Below are 16,761 nucleotides of genomic sequence, written 5' to 3' on the forward strand. Positions count from 1 at the left end.
GCCCCGTTGATTTCTCGGAGTATGTGACCATGCATCCGGTTGAAATGCCCAGCGGCCTGCTGGATCCGGCCTGGTCGGACGACCAGATCATCGCCGCCGTCACCCGAATCGCCGATGGGCCGCTGGCCGATGCCGCCCATCGCATCGACAGGGGCCATTACCCGCTGGACGTCATGGCGTCCCTCGGCCAGGCCGGGGCCTTTGCCGCGCATCTGGACTGCGGGGGACGGCGTGTCGGCCTGGCCCTGGACGCCATGCGCGCCATCAGCCGGCGCTGCGGATCCACCGGCTTTCTCACGTGGTGCCACGACGTCTGCGGCCTGTATCTGGAGCAGTCCGCCAATCCGGCGCTGACCGGCGAGTTCCTGCGCGACCATATGGCGGGACGCACCTTCGGCGGCACGGCCCTGTCCAATCCCATGAAAGCGCTTGCCGGCATCGAAAAGATGCTCCTGCGCGCAGTCCGGACCCCTGGCGGCTACCGCGTCAGCGGCGCGCTCCCCTGGGTCAGCCACATCGCGCCCGGCCAATATTGCGGCGCCATCGCCGGCGTGCATCGCGACGACGGCACGCTTTCGCACGAATTGATGTTCCTGCTGCGCCTGGACGACCGCGTCTCGCTGCGGCAATGCCCGGAATTCTCCGGCATGGAGGGCACCAGCACCTGGGGCATCCGGCTCGACGACTATTTCGTCGGCGAGGATGCCGTCATCGCCGATCCCGCCCGCCCCTTCATTGCCCGCATACGCGCCGCCTTCATTCTGTTGCAGGCGGGCATGGCCCTGGGCGTGGCGCAGGGCAGCCTGGACGCCATCGGCGAAGTCGAACCGGTACTGGGCCACGTCAATCGCTTCCTGGATGACCGCCCGGGGGAGCTGGCCGCGGAATACGACGAGCTCAACCAACGCGTCCAGCACCTGGCCCTTACGCCGTACGACGGCAGCAAGGAATATCTGCTGGACGTGCTGGACGCCCGCGCGCAGGGCGCCGAGCTGGCGATGCGCGCGGCGCAGTCATCCCTGATGCACCAGGGCGCGCGCGGCTACCTGGCCGCCGCGGCGCCGCAGCGGCGCATCCGCGAAGCGCAGTTCGTCGCCATCGTCACACCGGCGCTCAAGCACCTGCGCTGGGAAATGGATCGACTATCCAAAGAGGAGATGCCCCGATGAACCCCGCCGGCGAATTGCCCTGGCGTCAATTTCTGTGCCGTGCCTGCGGACTGATCTACGACGAAGCACGCGGCGACCCCGACAGCGGCCTGCCGCCCGGGACCCGTTTCGAGGATATTCCCGACGATTGGGCCTGCCCCCTGTGCGGCGTCGTGAAGGCCGACTTCGAGCCATACGACGGCGCGTCGTCCGACGCCTGCCCGCCCCCGGCCGCTCTCCTGCCCCGCGCCCAAACGCCGGGAATCGTCATCGTCGGCGCCGGCATCGCGGGCTGGAGCGCCGCCGAAGCCGTGCGCGCCCTGGACCCCGCCATACCCATCACCCTGGTGACGGCCTGCGCCGGCGACCGCTATCACAAGCCGGAACTCTCCGTGGCACTGGACCGCGGCGTCGACACCGACGCATTGATCCGCGAAAGCGGACCGGAGGCCGCGCGGCGCCTGGGCGTCCGCCTGCTCGCCGAAACGTTTGCCGTCGGCATTTCCCCGGGCCCGCGCAAGCTGCGCACGACGCGCGGCACGCTGCGTTATGACCGGCTCGTCCTCGCGCAAGGGGCCAGGCCGGCGCTGCCGCAGGCGTTCGATCCGGCCGTATGCTGGCGCATCAATCACCTGTCCGACTGGACCGCGCTGCGCGCGCGCCTGGCAGGCCGTCCGCGCCGCGTCGCGATCGCCGGCGCCGGCATGGTCGGCTGCGAGCTGGCGGAGGACTTCGCCCGTGCCGGGCATGAGGTCATTCTGCTCGATATCAACGCCCTGCCGCTGGCCGGCCTGTTGCCGGTCCTCGCGGCCGAAGGACTGCGCGACAGCCTGGCGGGCTTGGGGGTGCGCTTTATCGGCCAGGCCGGAATCGTCGGTATCGACGTGGTCGATGACGGCGCCCGACGCATCCGGTTGGCCACGGGCGACAGTCTCGTGGTCGACGAGGTCGTCGCCGCCACGGGCCTGGCCACGGAATCGCGGCTGGTCCGCAACGCGGGAATCGCGTTCGATCGCGGCATCGTTGTCGACCCCGCCACGCTGCAGACCAGCACCGCGGACGTATACGCCTTGGGCGATTGCATCAGCATCGGCGGCATGCCCTGCCGATTCATCGAGCCCATCGCACGGCAGGCCCATGCGCTGGCGCATCACGCGCTGCGGCGGCCCCACGATGGCTATGTGCACGAGGTCCCGCTGATCCGGCTGAAGACGCGGGCCTGCCCCGTCGTCGTGCACGGCGCGCCTCGCGCCGACGGCGAATGGCGCGTCAGTCATTCGACCGGCCAGGACCTGCGGATGGAGCAGTGGCACGGCGGCATGCTGGTCGCCAGGCTGGAAGCCAGACCCTCCGCGACGCGCGCCGCCGCCTGAACCGCCCCATATCCCTTTCCCACGCAGCCCAGAGGACATCCTGACCATGAAGCACGAGAACCCATTCCGGCCCTACAGCGCCGACTCGACGTTGGGCACTTGCAGTTGCGGCCGGCACGCCAGCCAGCAGGCGCACGAGGCGGAACAGCGGCAGTCCCTGGAGGAGCGGCGGCAGGATCCCACCCTGATGTCCAACGACTTCGTCGAGGCCGCGGCGATCCGCGCGCTTTTCCCGGTCGACGCGGTGCGCAGGCGCTTCCTGCGCGCGGTGGGCGCGCGCACCGCGATGGCGGCGATCGCCAGCGTCCTGCCGATCGGCGATTTCCAGGCCATGGCCGCGGAAGCGTCCGGCCCGCTGGAAAAGAAGGACCTGCGGATCGGCTTCATACCGATCAACTGCGCCACCCCGCTCATCATGGCCGACCCGATGGGCTTCTACCAGGGGCAAGGATTGAATGTCACGCTGCGCAAGACCGCCGGATGGGCACTGGTGCGCGACCAGGTACTGAACCGTGAGCTGGATGCCTCGCATTTCCTGGCGCCCATGCCCCTGGCGATGAGCATGGGTCTGGGATCGACCGCCCAGCCGACACGGGTGGCGACGATCCAGAACATCAATGGCCAGGCCATTACGCTCGCGCTCAAGCACCGGGAGAACCGCGATCCCAGGAACTGGAAGGGATTCAAGTTCGCCATCCCCTTCGAATACTCGATGCACAACTTCCTGCTGCGCTATTACCTGGCCGAGCATGGCATCGATCCCGACAAGGACGTGCAGCTGCGCGTCACGCCGCCCGCCGAAATGATTGCCAATCTGCGCGCCGGCAATATCGACGGCTTCCTGGGCCCCGACCCCTTCAACCAACGCGCCGTCTACGACCAGATCGGCTTCATCCACATCCTGTCGAAGGACATCTGGAACGGCCATCCGTGCTGCGCCTTCGGCGTACCGCAGGCGTTCATCGAACAGAATCCGAACACCTTCGCGGCCCTCTATCGGGCCATCCTGCAGGCGGCCGCAACCGCCCACAAACCAGAGAGCCGTCCGGCCATCGCCAAGGCGATCTCCAGCCCGAACTACCTGAACCAGCCGGAAACCGTGATCCTGCAAGCCTTGAGCGGCCGCTACGCCGACGGCCTGGGCAACGTCAAGAACGAGCCGGACCGGGCGGACTTCACGCCCCTGCCGTGGTATTCCATGGCCACCTGGATGCTGACACAGATGCAACGCTGGGGCTATGTGAAGGGAGAGGTCGACTACAACGCCCTTGCCGAAAAGGTATTCCTGTTGACCGACGCGCGCGCGCACATGAAGCAACTGGACGAACCCATCGACCCGGGCGCCGCCAACGGCTATCGCAAGTTCACCGTGATGGGACGCGAATACGACCCCGCCGATCCGGCCCGCTACCTGAATGGCTTCGCCATCAAGCGCACTTGAAAGGATCGGCGCCATGAAACCCTCGACCCGGATCTCTGCCGCTTTGCTCAGCGGCCTTCTGCTGCTGGTGCTGGTCGGCATCTGGCAGCTCGCGACCACCACCGGACAGGCCGCGCACGCGCCCGCCATGACGCCGGAACAGGCGGAGTACGCCGCGCTGATGGGCCAGGTGCCGAGCGCGGCGGGCGGCGCCGCCAAGTCCGACGGATTTCCAAGTCCCGCGCAGTTCGCGCAGGCGGCCTGGACGCACCTGAGCCATCCCTTCTACGATCGCGGCCCCAATGACAAGGGAGTTGGGATACAGCTCGCATGGTCGCTGTCGCGTGTCGCGGGCGGCTACCTGCTTGCCGCGCTCGTTGCCCTTCCCCTGGGCTTCCTGATCGGGATGTCGCCGTTGCTGCACCGCTCGCTCGATCCGTTCATACAGGTCCTCAAGCCGATCTCGCCGCTGGCCTGGATGCCGATCGCGCTGTACACCATCAAGGATTCCTCGGTATCCGCGATCTTCGTGATCTTCATCTGCTCCATCTGGCCGATGCTGATCAACACGGCCTTCGGCGTTGCCAACGTTCGCAGGGACTGGCTCAATGTCGCCCGGACATTGGAAGTGGGTCCGTTGCGCAAGGCCCTGCGCATCATCCTGCCGGCCGCGGCACCCACCATCGTCACGGGCATGCGCATTTCGATGGGGATAGCATGGCTGGTCATCGTCGCCGCTGAGATGCTCGTCGGCGGCACCGGCATCGGCTATTTCCTCTGGAATGAATGGAACAACCTGTCGCTGACCAACGTCCTGTTCGCCGTGCTGCTGATCGGCCTCGTCGGCATGGCGCTGGACCTGGCTTTCGCCCGCCTGCAGAAAAAGGTGACCTATGTCGAATAACGCACTGCGGCCGGCGGCGGCCTTCGTCGAAGTGGACGACCTCTCCAAGCGCTACCGGGCCGATCTCCCGCCGGTATTCGAGAACGTCGGCTTTCGCATCGAACGCGGCGAGTTCATCTGCATAACGGGGCACTCGGGCTGCGGCAAGAGCACCATCCTGAACATCCTGGCCGGGCTGGAAGAGGCCAGCAGCGGTGTGGTCATCGCCGGCGGACGGGAGGTCAGCGGACCGGGCCTGGATCGCGGCGTCGTGTTCCAGAACCACGCCCTCATGCCGTGGCTGACCGCTCGCGAGAACATTGCCTTCGCGGTGCGATCCCGCCATCCCGACTGGTCCCGTTCACGCATCAGGGAACATGCGCAGTACTTCCTGGATCTGGTGGGGCTGGGCAGCGCCGGCGAAAAGAAGCCGTCCGAGCTATCCGGCGGCATGAAGCAGCGCGTCGGCATCGCGCGGGCGTTCTCGGTCGAACCCGGCATGCTGTTGATGGACGAACCCTTCGGCGCGCTGGATGCGCTGACGCGCGGCGTCATTCAGGACGAACTGTTGAAGATCTGCGCCGCGACGCGCCAAACGGTGTTCATGATCACCCACGATGTGGACGAGGCCATTCTGCTGGCCGACCGCATCTTCCTGATGAGCAACGGGCCGCACGCGCGGCTGGCCGAAATCGTCCATAACACTCTGCCCCGCGCGCGCACCCGGGACTCGCTGCACCACGAACCCCAGTTTTATCGGATCCGCAACCACCTCATCGACTTCCTGGTGCGCCGGTCGGCCGAGATCCAGGCCGAGGTGGAACACGGCCCCGCACAGACCGGAACGACCCGCACGGTCAGTCCCGGCGCCGTCCCGGAAAACGTGGCGGACCTGGAATTGACCCGCACCGCCCGCGCCATCGGCACGGCGTGAGCGCCGGCAGCGTTGAACACGGCCCATGGCGGCAGCCCTTTCAGCCCTCTCTCCAGACACTCTTTTCATTCACCCCGATAGCCGTTTCCAGGAGTCATTCATGATATCCAGCCGTACCCAAGTCACCGAAATGATCGTTTCCGCCAAGGTCCGCAAGGGACTCAAATGGGCGGATATCGCCAAGCAGGTCGGACAGTCCAAGGAGTGGACCACTGCGGCCTGCCTGGGCCAGATGACGCTGGACAAGAAGCAGGCCGAAATCGTGGGCGGCATTTTCGAGCTGTCCGACGAAGCCATCGCCTGGCTGCAGATTGTGCCGAGCAAGGGATCGCTGTCGACCGCCATACCGGCCGATCCGCTGATCTACCGCTGGTACGAGATCGTCAGCGTTTATGGCACCACCATCAAGGAACTGATTCATGAGGAATTCGGCGACGGGATCATGAGCGCGATCGACTTCTCGCTGGATATCCAACGGCAGGCCGATCCCAAGGGCGATCGCGTCCAGGTCCTGCTGTCCGGCAAGTTCCTCCCCTACAAGACCTATTGACCGCGGCGGGGCGGCGCGGCCATGCCACCCCTGGCGTCACATCCTGCCGCGCACCGCCCAGCCGTCCGGGTCGATGCCGAACTGCAGTTCGGCGGCCGCGCGGGCGGCCGCCGCGTTCCCGTACCAGTGGTCGCCTTCGACGGAACGCGCCCGATGCGAAAAATAGCGCACCAGCAACACGCCATACCCGCATCCTTCGATTTCCACGGCATCGATGGTGGGGAAATCCGCGCATTGCACCTCGGCGAAATAGACATAGTGCTGGTCGTCCGGATCGACGGTCTGGTCCATGGACTGGGCTCCGTTGCGCGGGGACTGCGCCACGCCGTTGCGCGCTCGATGCGCCGATTATGACGGACAGGGCCCGCGCCGGCCATCCCCTCAGGCCGGCAACCCGGCACGCCGGAGGCCGTCGCGCAGGACAGCCAGGTTCTCGGATCGATGGATCGGCAGCCAATCGCCCAGATTGGAGACACGCAGGTCCGGACTGGCCGCTCGCAATTGCCCCGTCGCAAGGCGCGCGTCCTCGATCTGTCCCTGCAGCGCACGGCTTGCGCCGATGACGGCCAGCGCCAGCATGAATCCCGGCAGGTCGCGCAGGGCTTTTTCCGCCCATGACGAGGCTTCGTCGAAGCGGCCGGCGAAAAGATGCCCGGTGGCGATGCCGGCCTGCATCCGATACATCTCCGGATCGAGCGGACTCAAGCGCATGGCACGCGTAAAGAACGCGATGGCCTCTTCGGTGTCGCCGTGCCACAACCGCAGGAAAGCCCCCAGAAACCAGGCCGACGACAGGTTGGGGTTAAGAACCAGGGCCCGGTCTATGAGCGCGATCCCGCCCGCGAGATCCCCCGCCAGGTGCGCCAGGGCATGGCCTGCCCGCGTCAGCGCGACGGCGTCGCCCCTGCCCAGATCGATGGCGCGGCGCGCCAAACGCGTCCCCTCGGCAATGTCGTCCCTGGGATCGGACATCCAGCCATTGATCTTGCGCCAGCAGTGGCACCAGGCCGCCATCGCATAGGCCGATGAAAAATCCTCGTCGGCGTCCATCGCTTCGTGAAACAGCGGCAGCGCCCGGTCGATGCATTCCCGGGATCCCCGGTGCACCTGGGCCATGCCGCGCAGGTAGTAATCGTAGGCGTCCAGGCTTTCCGTCGGCTTGTGCGTCGCGCGCTCGATCTCGACCTGTTCGAGTTGCGGCGCCAGCGACCCGACCACGCTTTCGGTGATCTGGTCGTACAGCGCGAAGATATCGTCCAGCACGCCTTCGAACCGGCCCGCCCAGTGATGGGTCGAGCTCGCGGCGTCCACCAATTGGCCGGTGATCCGCACACGGTTTTCCGAGCGGCGAAAGCTGCCTTCCAGCACGTAGCGCACGCCCAGCTCGCGGCCGATCTGCTTCACGTCCACGGCTTGCGCCCTGTAGGTAAAGCTGGAGTTGCGCGACACCACGAACAGCCAGCGATGGCGCGACAAGGCCGCGATGATGTCTTCCACCACGCCGTCGGCCAGATAATCCTGGTCGGGAAGACCGCTCAGGTTGACGAAGGGCAGCACGGCGATGGACGGCCGATTGGGCAGTGCCGGGCCGGCGGCGCCTGTCGCGACCGGCGGCCGATGGGGGACGGAAAACGCCGTGACGGCGGGCGCTCCATCCATCGCGACAGTCGCCCCGGCAGCCACAGCCGCCGCCGGGCCCGCCAGCGCAGCATCCGTACCGGACCCATCGGCGTCCCGCGCCAGCTCCACCTTCCTGACATCGGCCACGAAGCGGAATCCCTTGCGAGGCACCGTCCGGATCACGCGCTGCTGCTGGCCGTTATCGCCCACCGCCTTGCGCGCCGCATTGATGTGGCTCGCCAAGGTCGATTCCGAGACGATGCGCCCGCCCCAGACGACATCCAGCAGGTCGTCCCGCGAGACGACCCGCTCGCGGTTCTGCGCCAGGTACACGAGCAAATCGAAGACTTGCGGCGTGGTCGCCACCACCTGGGACGCCCGCGAGAGCTCCCGCCGATCGACGTCCAACGCGCAATCCTCAAACACCCACATGCCGCTTCCCGCTTCCGTAGACGAAGACTCAAACCCAAAACAAGGGAAATACAAGGTTTCGCCAAAGTATTCCACAGCGCTGGCCGGCATAGTGCATACACCGGCAGCCATGTGGATGACCGGGACAACGAACGGAGAACGAAATCATGAGAATCGTCGTTATCGGCGCCAGCGGCCTGATCGGAACGAATGTGGCGAACCGCCTGCGCCGCGCCGGCCATGAAGTCGTCGCGGCTTCGCTCAGCTCCGGCGTGAACATCATCACCGGCGAGGGCCTGGCCGACGCCGTCAAGGGTGCCGACGTGGTCGTCGACGTGGCCAACTCGCCTTCGTTCGAGGACCGGGCGGTATTGGCGTTCTTCGAAACGGCCGGCCGGAATATCGCGGCCGCGGAAGCCGCGGGGGGCGTGAAGCACCACGTCGCGCTGTCCGTGGTAGGGGCGGACCGCTTGCCGGACAACGGCTACATGCGCGCCAAGATCGCCCAGGAGAACCTGATCAAGGCATCGGGCATCCCCTATACCATCCTCCGGTCGACGCAGTTCTTCGAGTTCGTCGACGGCATCATCAAATCCAGCGTCGACGCCGGTATCGCGCGCCTGTCGCCCGCCCTGGTCCAGCCCATCGCTGCCGATGAAACGTCCGCGGCCGTGGCCGACGTGGCGGTTCAGCCGCCGGTGAACGGCATGGCCGAAGTGGGCGGGCCGGATCGTATTCCCATGGACGAACTGGCGCGCATGTACCTGGCCGCGAAACAAGACAGCACGTACCAGATCATCGCCGACGTCCATGCACGCTATTTCGGCTCGGCCCTGAACGACCAGTCCCTGGTTACCGGCCCGGGAGCGCGGATCGCCCCGACCCGCTTCCAGGACTGGCTGCGCACCGCGGTGGCACAGGCGTAGATCTCCGGGCGGCAGGCGCGGCAATCCCCGCGCCCGGTTGCTCCACGGCCGGCCCCCGCGCGGCCGGCTCCCATTCCCCATCATGTCGATCAAGGAAGAACCATGACCACTTCGAAAATCCTGACCGCCCTGCTTCTGGCATCGGGCATTTGCGCCAGTGCCTATGCCCAGCATGCTCCCGCCGCCGGCGCCCATGCGGCCGGCGCGGGTCCGGCCCATGGCCAGCCGGGGGCTCCCATGGCACAGGTAAAGGCGTTGATGACCAAACAGCTGGCCGACTACCCGGGCAAGGAAGCGACTTTGCTGGAAGTCGACTATCCGCCCGGCGCGGTGGATCCGGTCCACCGTCACGACGCGCATGCCTTCGTCTATGTGCTGGAGGGAACCATTGTCATGGGTTTGCGAGGCAGCGAACCGGTGACGCTGACGGCGGGCCAGACCTTCTACGAAGGACCGAACGATGTGCATACCGTGGGTCATAACGCCAGCCAGACCAGGCCGGCGAAGTTCGTGGTCCTGCTGCTGAAGAACAGTGGCTCGCCGGTGCTGACGCCGGTGGAGTAGGCAGAGCCCCTTATGCCCGCAGGGGATATCCGCGGGCTTCAATCAACATTCCAGGAATATGCTTAGGGTAAATTCTTAGTTAGCACGAGGGCAGGTCATCCATAGAATGGAGGCGTTGTAGACGTATTTCACGCCAACTGTGAGCAGCTCACAGTTCGACCGAGACCCTGCCAGCATGCTTGAAGCCCGGATCCACGTCGCGCCTTCCCCCGCGAACTCCGCCATGAGTTCCGGCGAAGACGCGTACGACCGCATCCGGCGCGACGTGCTGTCTTGCCGGCTGGCGCCCGGCGCTGTCGTGACGGAACCCGAATTGATGTCGGCCTACGGCATCCGCAAGACCAGTTGCCGCATCGCGCTGGTGCGCCTGGCTCACGAAGGACTGGTGCGCTCCAAACCGCGCAAGGGCTACCAGATCGCGCCGATCACCTTGCGCGACGTCGAGGAAGTCTTCACGCTGCGGGTGCAGGTGGAACCGCTGGCGGCCAGGCTGGCGGCCGGCCGCGTGGATATCGATCTGCTTCGGCGCCTGGAAGCGGCCTGCAGAGTGGCGCATCCGGTCCTTCAGCTGAGCGACCAGATCGATGTGTTCATGGACGCCAACAAGGCTTTCCACCTGGCTATCGCGGCCGCTTGCGGCAACGAGCGGCTTTATCGCCTGCTCAGCCAGTTGATGGACGAAATGTCCCGCCTGGTTGCGCTGGGCTTCGGCGTGCAGCGCACCAAGCCCGAAATCAAGCACGATCACAATGCCATGATAGAGGCGTTGGCCGAGGGCGATGGCAAGCGCGCCGAAACGATCGCGCGCCGTCATATCGAGACGTTCCAGGAGATGACGCTGGAGAAACTCTACGCCAGCCTGATCCAGACCGGCGCGGCCATTCCGGTCCCCGCGAACCTTAACGGGAGCGGCCGATGAACCGCGCTTACCTGCAACCCGGCATCGGCGCCAGCGCGGCGCCCGGCGCCGCCCCCGCCGCGAGCGAACCTGTTCCGTCGACCCGGCCCGATGCCCTCGATGTTCGGCACGTTTCCAAGCGCTTCGGCACGCTGGAAGCCCTGCGCGACATATCGTTTACGGTAGGCAGCGGCGAGATCGTCGCCCTGCTCGGCCCTTCCGGCTGCGGCAAGAGCACCCTGCTCAACATCGTCGCCGGCCTGGAACCGCACGATGGCGGCGAAATTCTCCTGGCGGGTCAACCGCTGGCCACCTACGACCAATGGCGTCACATGGCCTACCTGTTCCAGGAAGACCGGCTGCTGCCCTGGCGCAGCGTGCGCGATAACGTCGCCTTCGGCCTGGAAGCCGGCAATGTCGCGAAGGCCGAGCGGCACCGCCGCGCCGATGCCGTGCTCGATATGGTCGGCCTGTCGGGCTTCGGCGATTCCTGGCCGCACCAGTTGTCGGGCGGCATGCGCAGCCGCGTCGCGCTGGCGCGCAGCCTGGTCATCGAGCCCGACGTGCTGCTGATGGACGAACCTTTCTCCAAGCTGGACCCGCAGACGCGCACGCAGATGCACGAAGAGGTGCTGCGCATCCAGGCAATGAAGAATATGACGATCCTGTTCGTGACGCACGACGTCGAAGAGGCGGTCGTCCTGGCCGACCGCATCGTGTTGATGGCGCCGCGTCCGGGCCGTATCCGCGAAATCGACACCGTATCGCTGCCCCGCCCACGCGCGCCCACCGATCGCGACGTCGCCGAACATACCCGCCAGCTGCGCATGAAGGTGCACGAATGAGCATAGCCCTGCGTGGCCTTGGATGGCTGTTCCTGCAGCGCGCGGCGCTGACCATCGTCTTCGTGGTGCTGTGGTCGCTGGCCGCCTCCCACGTCCCCGCCTTCGTACTGCCCGGGCCGGAAAAAGTCATCCAGGCGCTGGTCAACCTGACGCATTCGGCCAGCTTCACGCACGATGTGCTGACCACGCTGATGCGCATCCTGATCGGCTTCGCGCTGGCAACCGTGGTCGGTACGCCGCTGGGCCTGGCGCTGGGATCCAGCCGCGTGCTGGCGACCTTCTTCGACCCGCTGCTGGCCGTCATGAACACGGTGTCTTCGGCCATCTGGGCCGTCTTCGCGATCATCTGGTTCGGCATTTCCAACGCCACGACAATCTTCGTGGTATTCATGACGGCAATGCCGCTGATCCTGACCAACGTCTGGCAGGGCTCGCAGAACGTCGACAAGCTGCACGTGGACCTGGGGCGCAGTTTCCGCATGTCACGGACACAGATCCTTCGCAAGATCTACCTGCCCACCATCCTGCCCTACTTCTTCTCGGGTGCCCGTCTCGCTTTCGGTTTCGGCTGGCGGGTGTCGCTGGTAGCCGAAACGCTGGGTTCGTCCGACGGCATCGGCTATCGCCTGCGCCAGGCGGCGGACCTCGTGCAGACCGACCAGGTGTTCGCCTGGACCTTGTTGCTGGTGGTGCTGATGATGCTGTTCGAAGGCGGGCTGCTCAAGCCGCTGGAACGCCGGCTGTTCCGCTGGAAGCCGCTTTGACACGCGTGTGGCCGGATGGCCACCGATACGACCCCGCTCACGACTCGAATGCCCGAACCCGATTATCGACCACCCGCCCTGCAACATCACTGACCGGAGTCCACATCATGCCATGGAGAAAATCCCTCTTCGCCGCACTGCTGGCCCTTGCCGCGCTGGCGGGTCCTGCCGGCGCGCACGCCGCCGACAAAGTACGCATCGGCTACTGGAGCAGCGGCGTCAGCCTGGGCTTCGGCGCCGTCCTGGAAGCGACGCCTTTCCTTAAGCAGCAGAACCTCGATGTGGAATTCTTCCGCTTCCCGGACGTGAACGCGCCGCTGCGCGCGCTGGCGTCCAACTCCATCGACCTGGCCTATGGCGCCCCGGCTGCCGGGGTATTCAGCAGCGCCGCCGAGGGCGTGCCGCTGAAGGTGTTCGCCGCCACCCAGCCCGCGGATGTGCAGTTCGTCGTGCCGGAAGGTTCTCCCATCAAATCGCTGGACCAGCTGCGCGGCAAGAAGATCGGCATGTCGCCGGCGGGCAGCTCCGTGGCCGTGATCGCCGGCGCCCTTCTGGCCGGCAACCATGGGATCAAGCCCGACGATTTTTCGCTGGTCGGCGGCAACGAGTCCCGGCTGGCGCAGTTCCTGGTGCAGAAGCAGGTGGATGCCGCCGCACTGCGGTCCGTGACCGTGGCGCAGCTGACCGACCTGAAGGTCACCCGCCTGAGCAGCTTCGCGGAAGAATGGCGCAAGCTCACCAAGAGCGACTCTGTGCCGTATATCGGCATCGGCACGGTACGCAGCGAATACGTGCAGGCCCATCCCGAGGTGGTCGCGCGCGTGCTGGCCGCCATGCGCAACGCCCTGGCCTGGGCCCGGACGCACCAGCCGGAAGTCATCGCCATCCTGCAGAAATCCGCCAACCTGCCGGAGAACGATGCCAAGGTCTACGCCGGCCAGTGGAACCACATGTACCGCATATCGTTCGAACAGGCGGACATCGACACCCTCAAGCGCGAACACCAGGTCTTTACGGAGACCGGCGTCATCAAAGGCGCGCTGAAGGACGACCTGTTCGTCACCGGGCCCTGGCAGCAAGCCAAATCCATCAAGTAATCCGTATCGCGTCATCACGCTTCAAAGGAGACGATCCCCCATGAGCAAAACCATGAAAGCCCTGGTCCTGGACCAACACGGCGGCATCGAGCAGTTGCGCGTCGTCAACGATAAGCCCGTACCGGCGGTGACGCCGGGCCACGTCGTGATTCGCGTGCGCGCCTCGTCGTTCAACTACCACGACGTATTCACCGTGCAGGGCATGCCGGGGATCAAGGTGCCGCTGCCGGTGGTGATCGGCCTGGACATGGCAGGCGAGATCGCCGAAGTCGGTGAAGGCGTCGAGGGCTGGAAAGCCGGCGACCGCGTGCTGGTCAACCCCCTGAACAAAGCCAAGGGCCTGATGGGCGAAATGCTGGATGGCGGCATGGCCGAATACTGCCTGGTATCGGCGGGCCAGTTGATCGCCATGCCCGACAAGGTCAGTTTCGATGACGCGGCGGCACTGCCGGTGGCCTACGGCACCGCGCATCGCATGCTGATCACCCACAACACGGTGAAGGCCGGCGACAAGGTGCTGATTCTGGGGGCCAGCGGCGGCGTGGGCACCGCCTGCGTGATCCTTGCCAAGCAGTTGGGCGCCGAAGTCATCGCCTGCGCCGGCAGCGATAGCAAGCTGCAGGCGCTGAAGGAGCTGGGCGCGGACCACCTGATCAACTACCGGGAAACCGATTTCTCCAAGTGGGCCATCGGCCAGTACGGCAAGCCCCAGCGCCGCAACTACGAAGGCGGCGTCGATGTGGTGATCAACTTCACGGGTGGCGACACATGGGTGCCTTCGCTGAAGTGCCTGAAGCGCGGCGGCACGCTGCTGGTGTGCGGCGCGACCGCCGGCCACGATCCCAAGGAAGACCTGCGCTACGTGTGGAGCTTCGAGCTGAACATCAAGGGTTCGAACAGCTTCTACGACGAAAACCTCAAGGCCCTGCTCGACATGGTCGCCGAAGGCAGCGTCGATCCGCTGATCGATCGCGCCGTGCCGCTGGAGAAGGCCGCGGAGGGCCTGGCCCTGATCCGCGACCGAGAAGTCCTCGGCAAGGTCATCGTCAATCCCTGAACACCCTCGAATCTGGAATCTCTCATGACCGAAAACGCTCTCCCCACCAAGGAAGACATCCAGGCGCGCCTGCTGCGCGGTCCCTATCACCAGTGGCTGGGCATCGAAGTCCTGTCGGTGAATACCGGGGAAATCGAACTGAAAGCAAAATGGCGCGAGGAATGGGTGGTCAATGCCGACAAGGGCTACACCCACGGCGGCATCCTGGCCGCGCTGGTGGACCTGACCGCCGACTGGGCCCTGGTATCGGGCACCGGCCGCGGCGTGCCGACCATAGACCTGCGGGTGGACTACCACCGCGCCGCGATGCCGGGCGACCTGACGGCCAAAGGCAAGGTCATCAAGTTCGGCTCGCAGGTCTCGGTGTCGGAAGCGCAGGTGTTCGATAAGGACGGCAAGCTGGTGGCCAGCGGCCGCGGCGTGTATTCCACTATGAAGTAGTCCCACCCCCGAAGCGCTGCGCGCTTCCCCCTCAAGGGGGCGACGCTGGAGGACCGGCGGAGCCGGATCCTCGGCGTCCCCGATGGGCGGCATCTGTTTTTTGCGTGGCGGAGTGGTGGGGTGTCACACCCCCGAAGCGCTGCGCGGTTTCCCCCAGGGGGCGACGCTGGAGGACTGGCGGAGCTGGATCCTCGGCGTCCCCGGTCGGCGGCATCTGTTTTTTGCGGGGCGGAGTGGTGGGTTGGCCATCTTCGAAGCGCTGCCGCTTCCGAGCGGTGGGGTGGTTGTTTCATGCGAGGTTGATGGCGCTTGGCGCCATGGATAAGTGAGATGCATATTCCCTATAACCTGGGCGACTTGATCGATCCTTCGGCGGATGCGCAGCGCATCGCGCTGATCGGCGTGGATGCCGAGCTGCGCGAATCGCCGTGTACCTACGCCGAGCTGGATGCGCTGGCGGAAGGCGTGGCGCAGGCGTTGCGCGAAGCGGGCTATGCCCCGGGCGAGCGCGTGGCGCTGCTGTCCGCGAATTCGGTGCGCTACGTCGCCACGGTTCTGGGCATCATGCGGGCGGGCCTGGTCGCCGTGCCGGTGAACTTCAAGTTCCCGGCGTCGACCATCGCTTATGTCCTGCAGGATAGCGGCGCGCGGCTGGTGTTCATCGACGAGGCGCGCCGTGCCAGTCTGCCGGACGGGCTGCCGTCCGTTGCGATGGATAGTCCACAGTTCGAAGATTTCCTGCGTCCCGGCCGGCAGGCCCCCTACCGGCCCGGGCCGGAAGACGTCGGGCTGATGCTGTACACGTCCGGCTCCACCGGCCGCCCCAAGGGCGTGCGCCTGTCGCACGCCAGCCATCTGTGGACGGTACAGGCACGCCGCAAGGCCACGCCGCTGGACGACGAGCGCGCCTTGATCGCCGCCCCGCTGTATCACATGAACGCGCTGGCCCTGGCATTCCTGTCCGTGGGCAGCCATGCGACGACGGTGCTGCTGCCGCAGTTCAATGCGCAGGCGTATATCCGCTGCATCGAACGCTATCGCTGCACCTGGCTGACCGCCGTGCCGCCCATGATTGCCATGATGCTGCGCGAACGCGATCTGCTCGCCCGCACGGATTTGTCCTCCGTCAAGGTGATCCGCATGGGATCGGCCCCCGTCAGCGCCAGCCTGCTGGCGCAGATCCATGCCATGCTGCCCAATGCGCGGGTGATCAACGCCTTCGGCACGACCGAGGGCGGCCCGGTCGTGTTCGGTCCGCATCCGCGGGGGCTGCCGACGCCGGCCGCCTCGGTGGGCCACGCGCATCCCGAAGTGTCGCTAAGACTGGACCCGGGCCCGGGCGACGGCCCCGACCAGGGCATACTGCAAATGAGAAGCCCCGGCCTGATGCTGGGCTACCACCAGCGTCCGGACCTGGCCGACCCGTTCACACCGGACGGCCACTACTCGACCGGCGACGTGTTCCGCCGCGACGCCGACGGTTTCTACTACTTCGTCGGACGCCGCGACGATATGTTCGTCAGCGGCGGCGAGAACATCTACCCCGGCGAGGTGGAGAAAATGCTGGAGCAGCATCCCGCCGTGCAGCAGGCCGCGGTCGTACCCGTCGATGACGACATCAAGGGGCAAAAACCGGTAGCCTATGTCGTCCTGCGCGCCGGCCATACCGCCACCGCCGACGAAATCAAGCGCTATTCACTGGAGCACGCGCCGGCCTACCAGCATCCCCGCCATGTCTGGTTCGTCGATCACCTTCCATTGGCGTCGACCAACAAGATCGATCGCAACGAACTGCTGCGCGATGCCGCCGCCCGCCTGGGGCAAGCCTGA

17 protein-coding genes are annotated in these 16,761 nt (G+C 66.1%); 15 read left to right on the forward strand and 2 right to left on the reverse strand.

The annotated features are described in order from the left end of the window. The first annotated feature begins 29 nt into the window (after positions 1–29). The 6 genes from ACO1P8_RS18040 to cynS all read left to right on the forward strand — a co-directional run bounded on the left by ACO1P8_RS18040 (position 30) and on the right by cynS (position 6,308). Positions 30–1,169, forward strand: coding sequence for an acyl-CoA dehydrogenase family protein (locus ACO1P8_RS18040; RefSeq protein WP_486297263.1), 1,140 nt, complete (start codon positions 30–32; stop codon positions 1,167–1,169). After that, positions 1,166–2,521: an FAD-dependent oxidoreductase gene (locus tag ACO1P8_RS18045; RefSeq protein WP_486297264.1), complete on the forward strand. Its 1,356-nt coding sequence runs from the start codon at positions 1,166–1,168 to the stop codon at positions 2,519–2,521. Before ACO1P8_RS18040 ends, ACO1P8_RS18045 begins: the two co-directional genes overlap by 4 nt. A gap of 46 nt (positions 2,522–2,567) precedes the next feature. Then, positions 2,568–3,962 (forward strand): CmpA/NrtA family ABC transporter substrate-binding protein, encoded by a 1,395-nt coding sequence (locus tag ACO1P8_RS18050; RefSeq protein WP_486297265.1) that lies wholly within the window; start codon positions 2,568–2,570, stop codon positions 3,960–3,962. A gap of 13 nt (positions 3,963–3,975) precedes the next feature. Next, positions 3,976–4,845, forward strand: a complete 870-nt coding sequence (ntrB, locus tag ACO1P8_RS18055) for a nitrate ABC transporter permease (protein ID WP_486297266.1) — start codon at positions 3,976–3,978, stop codon at positions 4,843–4,845. After that, positions 4,835–5,758, forward strand: coding sequence for an ABC transporter ATP-binding protein (locus tag ACO1P8_RS18060; RefSeq protein WP_486297267.1), 924 nt, complete (start codon positions 4,835–4,837; stop codon positions 5,756–5,758). The genes ntrB and ACO1P8_RS18060 overlap by 11 nt, the downstream gene beginning before the upstream one ends. A gap of 100 nt (positions 5,759–5,858) precedes the next feature. Then, positions 5,859–6,308: a cyanase gene (gene cynS, locus ACO1P8_RS18065; RefSeq protein WP_486297268.1), complete on the forward strand. Its 450-nt coding sequence runs from the start codon at positions 5,859–5,861 to the stop codon at positions 6,306–6,308. A 36-nt stretch (positions 6,309–6,344) separates the two neighbouring features. On the opposite strand, the gene ACO1P8_RS18070 is transcribed toward cynS, so the two are convergent. Continuing rightward, positions 6,345–6,599, reverse strand: coding sequence for a hypothetical protein (locus ACO1P8_RS18070; RefSeq protein WP_486297269.1), 255 nt, complete (start codon positions 6,597–6,599; stop codon positions 6,345–6,347). A gap of 90 nt (positions 6,600–6,689) precedes the next feature. Continuing rightward, the gene (locus tag ACO1P8_RS18075) at positions 6,690–8,360 is read right to left on the reverse strand and encodes a winged helix-turn-helix domain-containing protein (protein WP_486297270.1); all 1,671 of its coding nucleotides are present in this window, start codon (positions 8,358–8,360) and stop codon (positions 6,690–6,692) included. Between the two features lie 146 nt (positions 8,361–8,506). Here ACO1P8_RS18075 and ACO1P8_RS18080 point away from each other — a divergent pair, with 146 nt between their 5' ends. The 9 genes from ACO1P8_RS18080 to ACO1P8_RS18120 all read left to right on the forward strand — a co-directional run bounded on the left by ACO1P8_RS18080 (position 8,507) and on the right by ACO1P8_RS18120 (position 16,761). After that, complete coding sequence (locus ACO1P8_RS18080) at positions 8,507–9,265, forward strand: SDR family oxidoreductase (RefSeq protein WP_486297271.1); 759 nt, start codon at positions 8,507–8,509, stop codon at positions 9,263–9,265. A 102-nt stretch (positions 9,266–9,367) separates the two neighbouring features. Continuing rightward, positions 9,368–9,829: a cupin domain-containing protein gene (locus ACO1P8_RS18085; RefSeq protein ID WP_486297272.1), complete on the forward strand. Its 462-nt coding sequence runs from the start codon at positions 9,368–9,370 to the stop codon at positions 9,827–9,829. Between the two features lie 175 nt (positions 9,830–10,004). After that, positions 10,005–10,748 carry a GntR family transcriptional regulator gene (locus ACO1P8_RS18090; protein WP_486297273.1) on the forward strand — a complete coding sequence of 248 codons (744 nt, stop codon included), beginning with the start codon at positions 10,005–10,007 and terminating at the stop codon, positions 10,746–10,748. Beyond that, entirely contained in the window at positions 10,745–11,572 is an 828-nt protein-coding gene (locus tag ACO1P8_RS18095; RefSeq protein WP_486297274.1) for an ABC transporter ATP-binding protein, read from the forward strand. The genes ACO1P8_RS18090 and ACO1P8_RS18095 overlap by 4 nt, the downstream gene beginning before the upstream one ends. Then, the gene (locus ACO1P8_RS18100; RefSeq protein ID WP_486297275.1) at positions 11,569–12,336 is read left to right on the forward strand and encodes an ABC transporter permease; all 768 of its coding nucleotides are present in this window, start codon (positions 11,569–11,571) and stop codon (positions 12,334–12,336) included. Before ACO1P8_RS18095 ends, ACO1P8_RS18100 begins: the two co-directional genes overlap by 4 nt. A 107-nt stretch (positions 12,337–12,443) precedes the next feature. Continuing rightward, the gene (locus ACO1P8_RS18105; RefSeq protein ID WP_486297276.1) at positions 12,444–13,433 is read left to right on the forward strand and encodes an ABC transporter substrate-binding protein; all 990 of its coding nucleotides are present in this window, start codon (positions 12,444–12,446) and stop codon (positions 13,431–13,433) included. 52 nt (positions 13,434–13,485) lie between these two features. Then, complete coding sequence (locus ACO1P8_RS18110; protein ID WP_486297385.1) at positions 13,486–14,490, forward strand: SDR family NAD(P)-dependent oxidoreductase; 1,005 nt, start codon at positions 13,486–13,488, stop codon at positions 14,488–14,490. A 24-nt stretch (positions 14,491–14,514) separates the two neighbouring features. Next, positions 14,515–14,931, forward strand: coding sequence for a PaaI family thioesterase (locus ACO1P8_RS18115; protein WP_486297277.1), 417 nt, complete (start codon positions 14,515–14,517; stop codon positions 14,929–14,931). A gap of 330 nt (positions 14,932–15,261) precedes the next feature. After that, positions 15,262–16,761 (forward strand): class I adenylate-forming enzyme family protein, encoded by a 1,500-nt coding sequence (locus ACO1P8_RS18120; protein ID WP_486297278.1) that lies wholly within the window; start codon positions 15,262–15,264, stop codon positions 16,759–16,761.

It is taken from the genome of Bordetella sp. (assembly GCF_057362025.1).

What these genes read in the sequence shown, in the direction of transcription:
- ACO1P8_RS18040 (WP_486297263.1), top strand. Translation starts at nt 30, where the DNA reads ATGCATCCGGTTGAAATGCCCAGCGGCCTGCTGGATCCGGCCTGGTCG.
- ACO1P8_RS18045 (WP_486297264.1), top strand. Translation starts at nt 1,166, where the DNA reads ATGAACCCCGCCGGCGAATTGCCCTGGCGTCAATTTCTGTGCCGTGCC.
- ACO1P8_RS18050 (WP_486297265.1), top strand. Translation starts at nt 2,568, where the DNA reads ATGAAGCACGAGAACCCATTCCGGCCCTACAGCGCCGACTCGACGTTG.
- ntrB (WP_486297266.1), top strand. Translation starts at nt 3,976, where the DNA reads ATGAAACCCTCGACCCGGATCTCTGCCGCTTTGCTCAGCGGCCTTCTG.
- ACO1P8_RS18060 (WP_486297267.1), top strand. Translation starts at nt 4,835, where the DNA reads ATGTCGAATAACGCACTGCGGCCGGCGGCGGCCTTCGTCGAAGTGGAC.
- cynS (WP_486297268.1), top strand. Translation starts at nt 5,859, where the DNA reads ATGATATCCAGCCGTACCCAAGTCACCGAAATGATCGTTTCCGCCAAG.
- ACO1P8_RS18070 (WP_486297269.1), bottom strand. Translation starts at nt 6,599, where the DNA reads ATGGACCAGACCGTCGATCCGGACGACCAGCACTATGTCTATTTCGCC.
- ACO1P8_RS18075 (WP_486297270.1), bottom strand. Translation starts at nt 8,360, where the DNA reads ATGTGGGTGTTTGAGGATTGCGCGTTGGACGTCGATCGGCGGGAGCTC.
- ACO1P8_RS18080 (WP_486297271.1), top strand. Translation starts at nt 8,507, where the DNA reads ATGAGAATCGTCGTTATCGGCGCCAGCGGCCTGATCGGAACGAATGTG.
- ACO1P8_RS18085 (WP_486297272.1), top strand. Translation starts at nt 9,368, where the DNA reads ATGACCACTTCGAAAATCCTGACCGCCCTGCTTCTGGCATCGGGCATT.
- ACO1P8_RS18090 (WP_486297273.1), top strand. Translation starts at nt 10,005, where the DNA reads ATGCTTGAAGCCCGGATCCACGTCGCGCCTTCCCCCGCGAACTCCGCC.
- ACO1P8_RS18095 (WP_486297274.1), top strand. Translation starts at nt 10,745, where the DNA reads ATGAACCGCGCTTACCTGCAACCCGGCATCGGCGCCAGCGCGGCGCCC.
- ACO1P8_RS18100 (WP_486297275.1), top strand. Translation starts at nt 11,569, where the DNA reads ATGAGCATAGCCCTGCGTGGCCTTGGATGGCTGTTCCTGCAGCGCGCG.
- ACO1P8_RS18105 (WP_486297276.1), top strand. Translation starts at nt 12,444, where the DNA reads ATGCCATGGAGAAAATCCCTCTTCGCCGCACTGCTGGCCCTTGCCGCG.
- ACO1P8_RS18110 (WP_486297385.1), top strand. Translation starts at nt 13,486, where the DNA reads ATGAAAGCCCTGGTCCTGGACCAACACGGCGGCATCGAGCAGTTGCGC.
- ACO1P8_RS18115 (WP_486297277.1), top strand. Translation starts at nt 14,515, where the DNA reads ATGACCGAAAACGCTCTCCCCACCAAGGAAGACATCCAGGCGCGCCTG.
- ACO1P8_RS18120 (WP_486297278.1), top strand. Translation starts at nt 15,262, where the DNA reads ATGCATATTCCCTATAACCTGGGCGACTTGATCGATCCTTCGGCGGAT.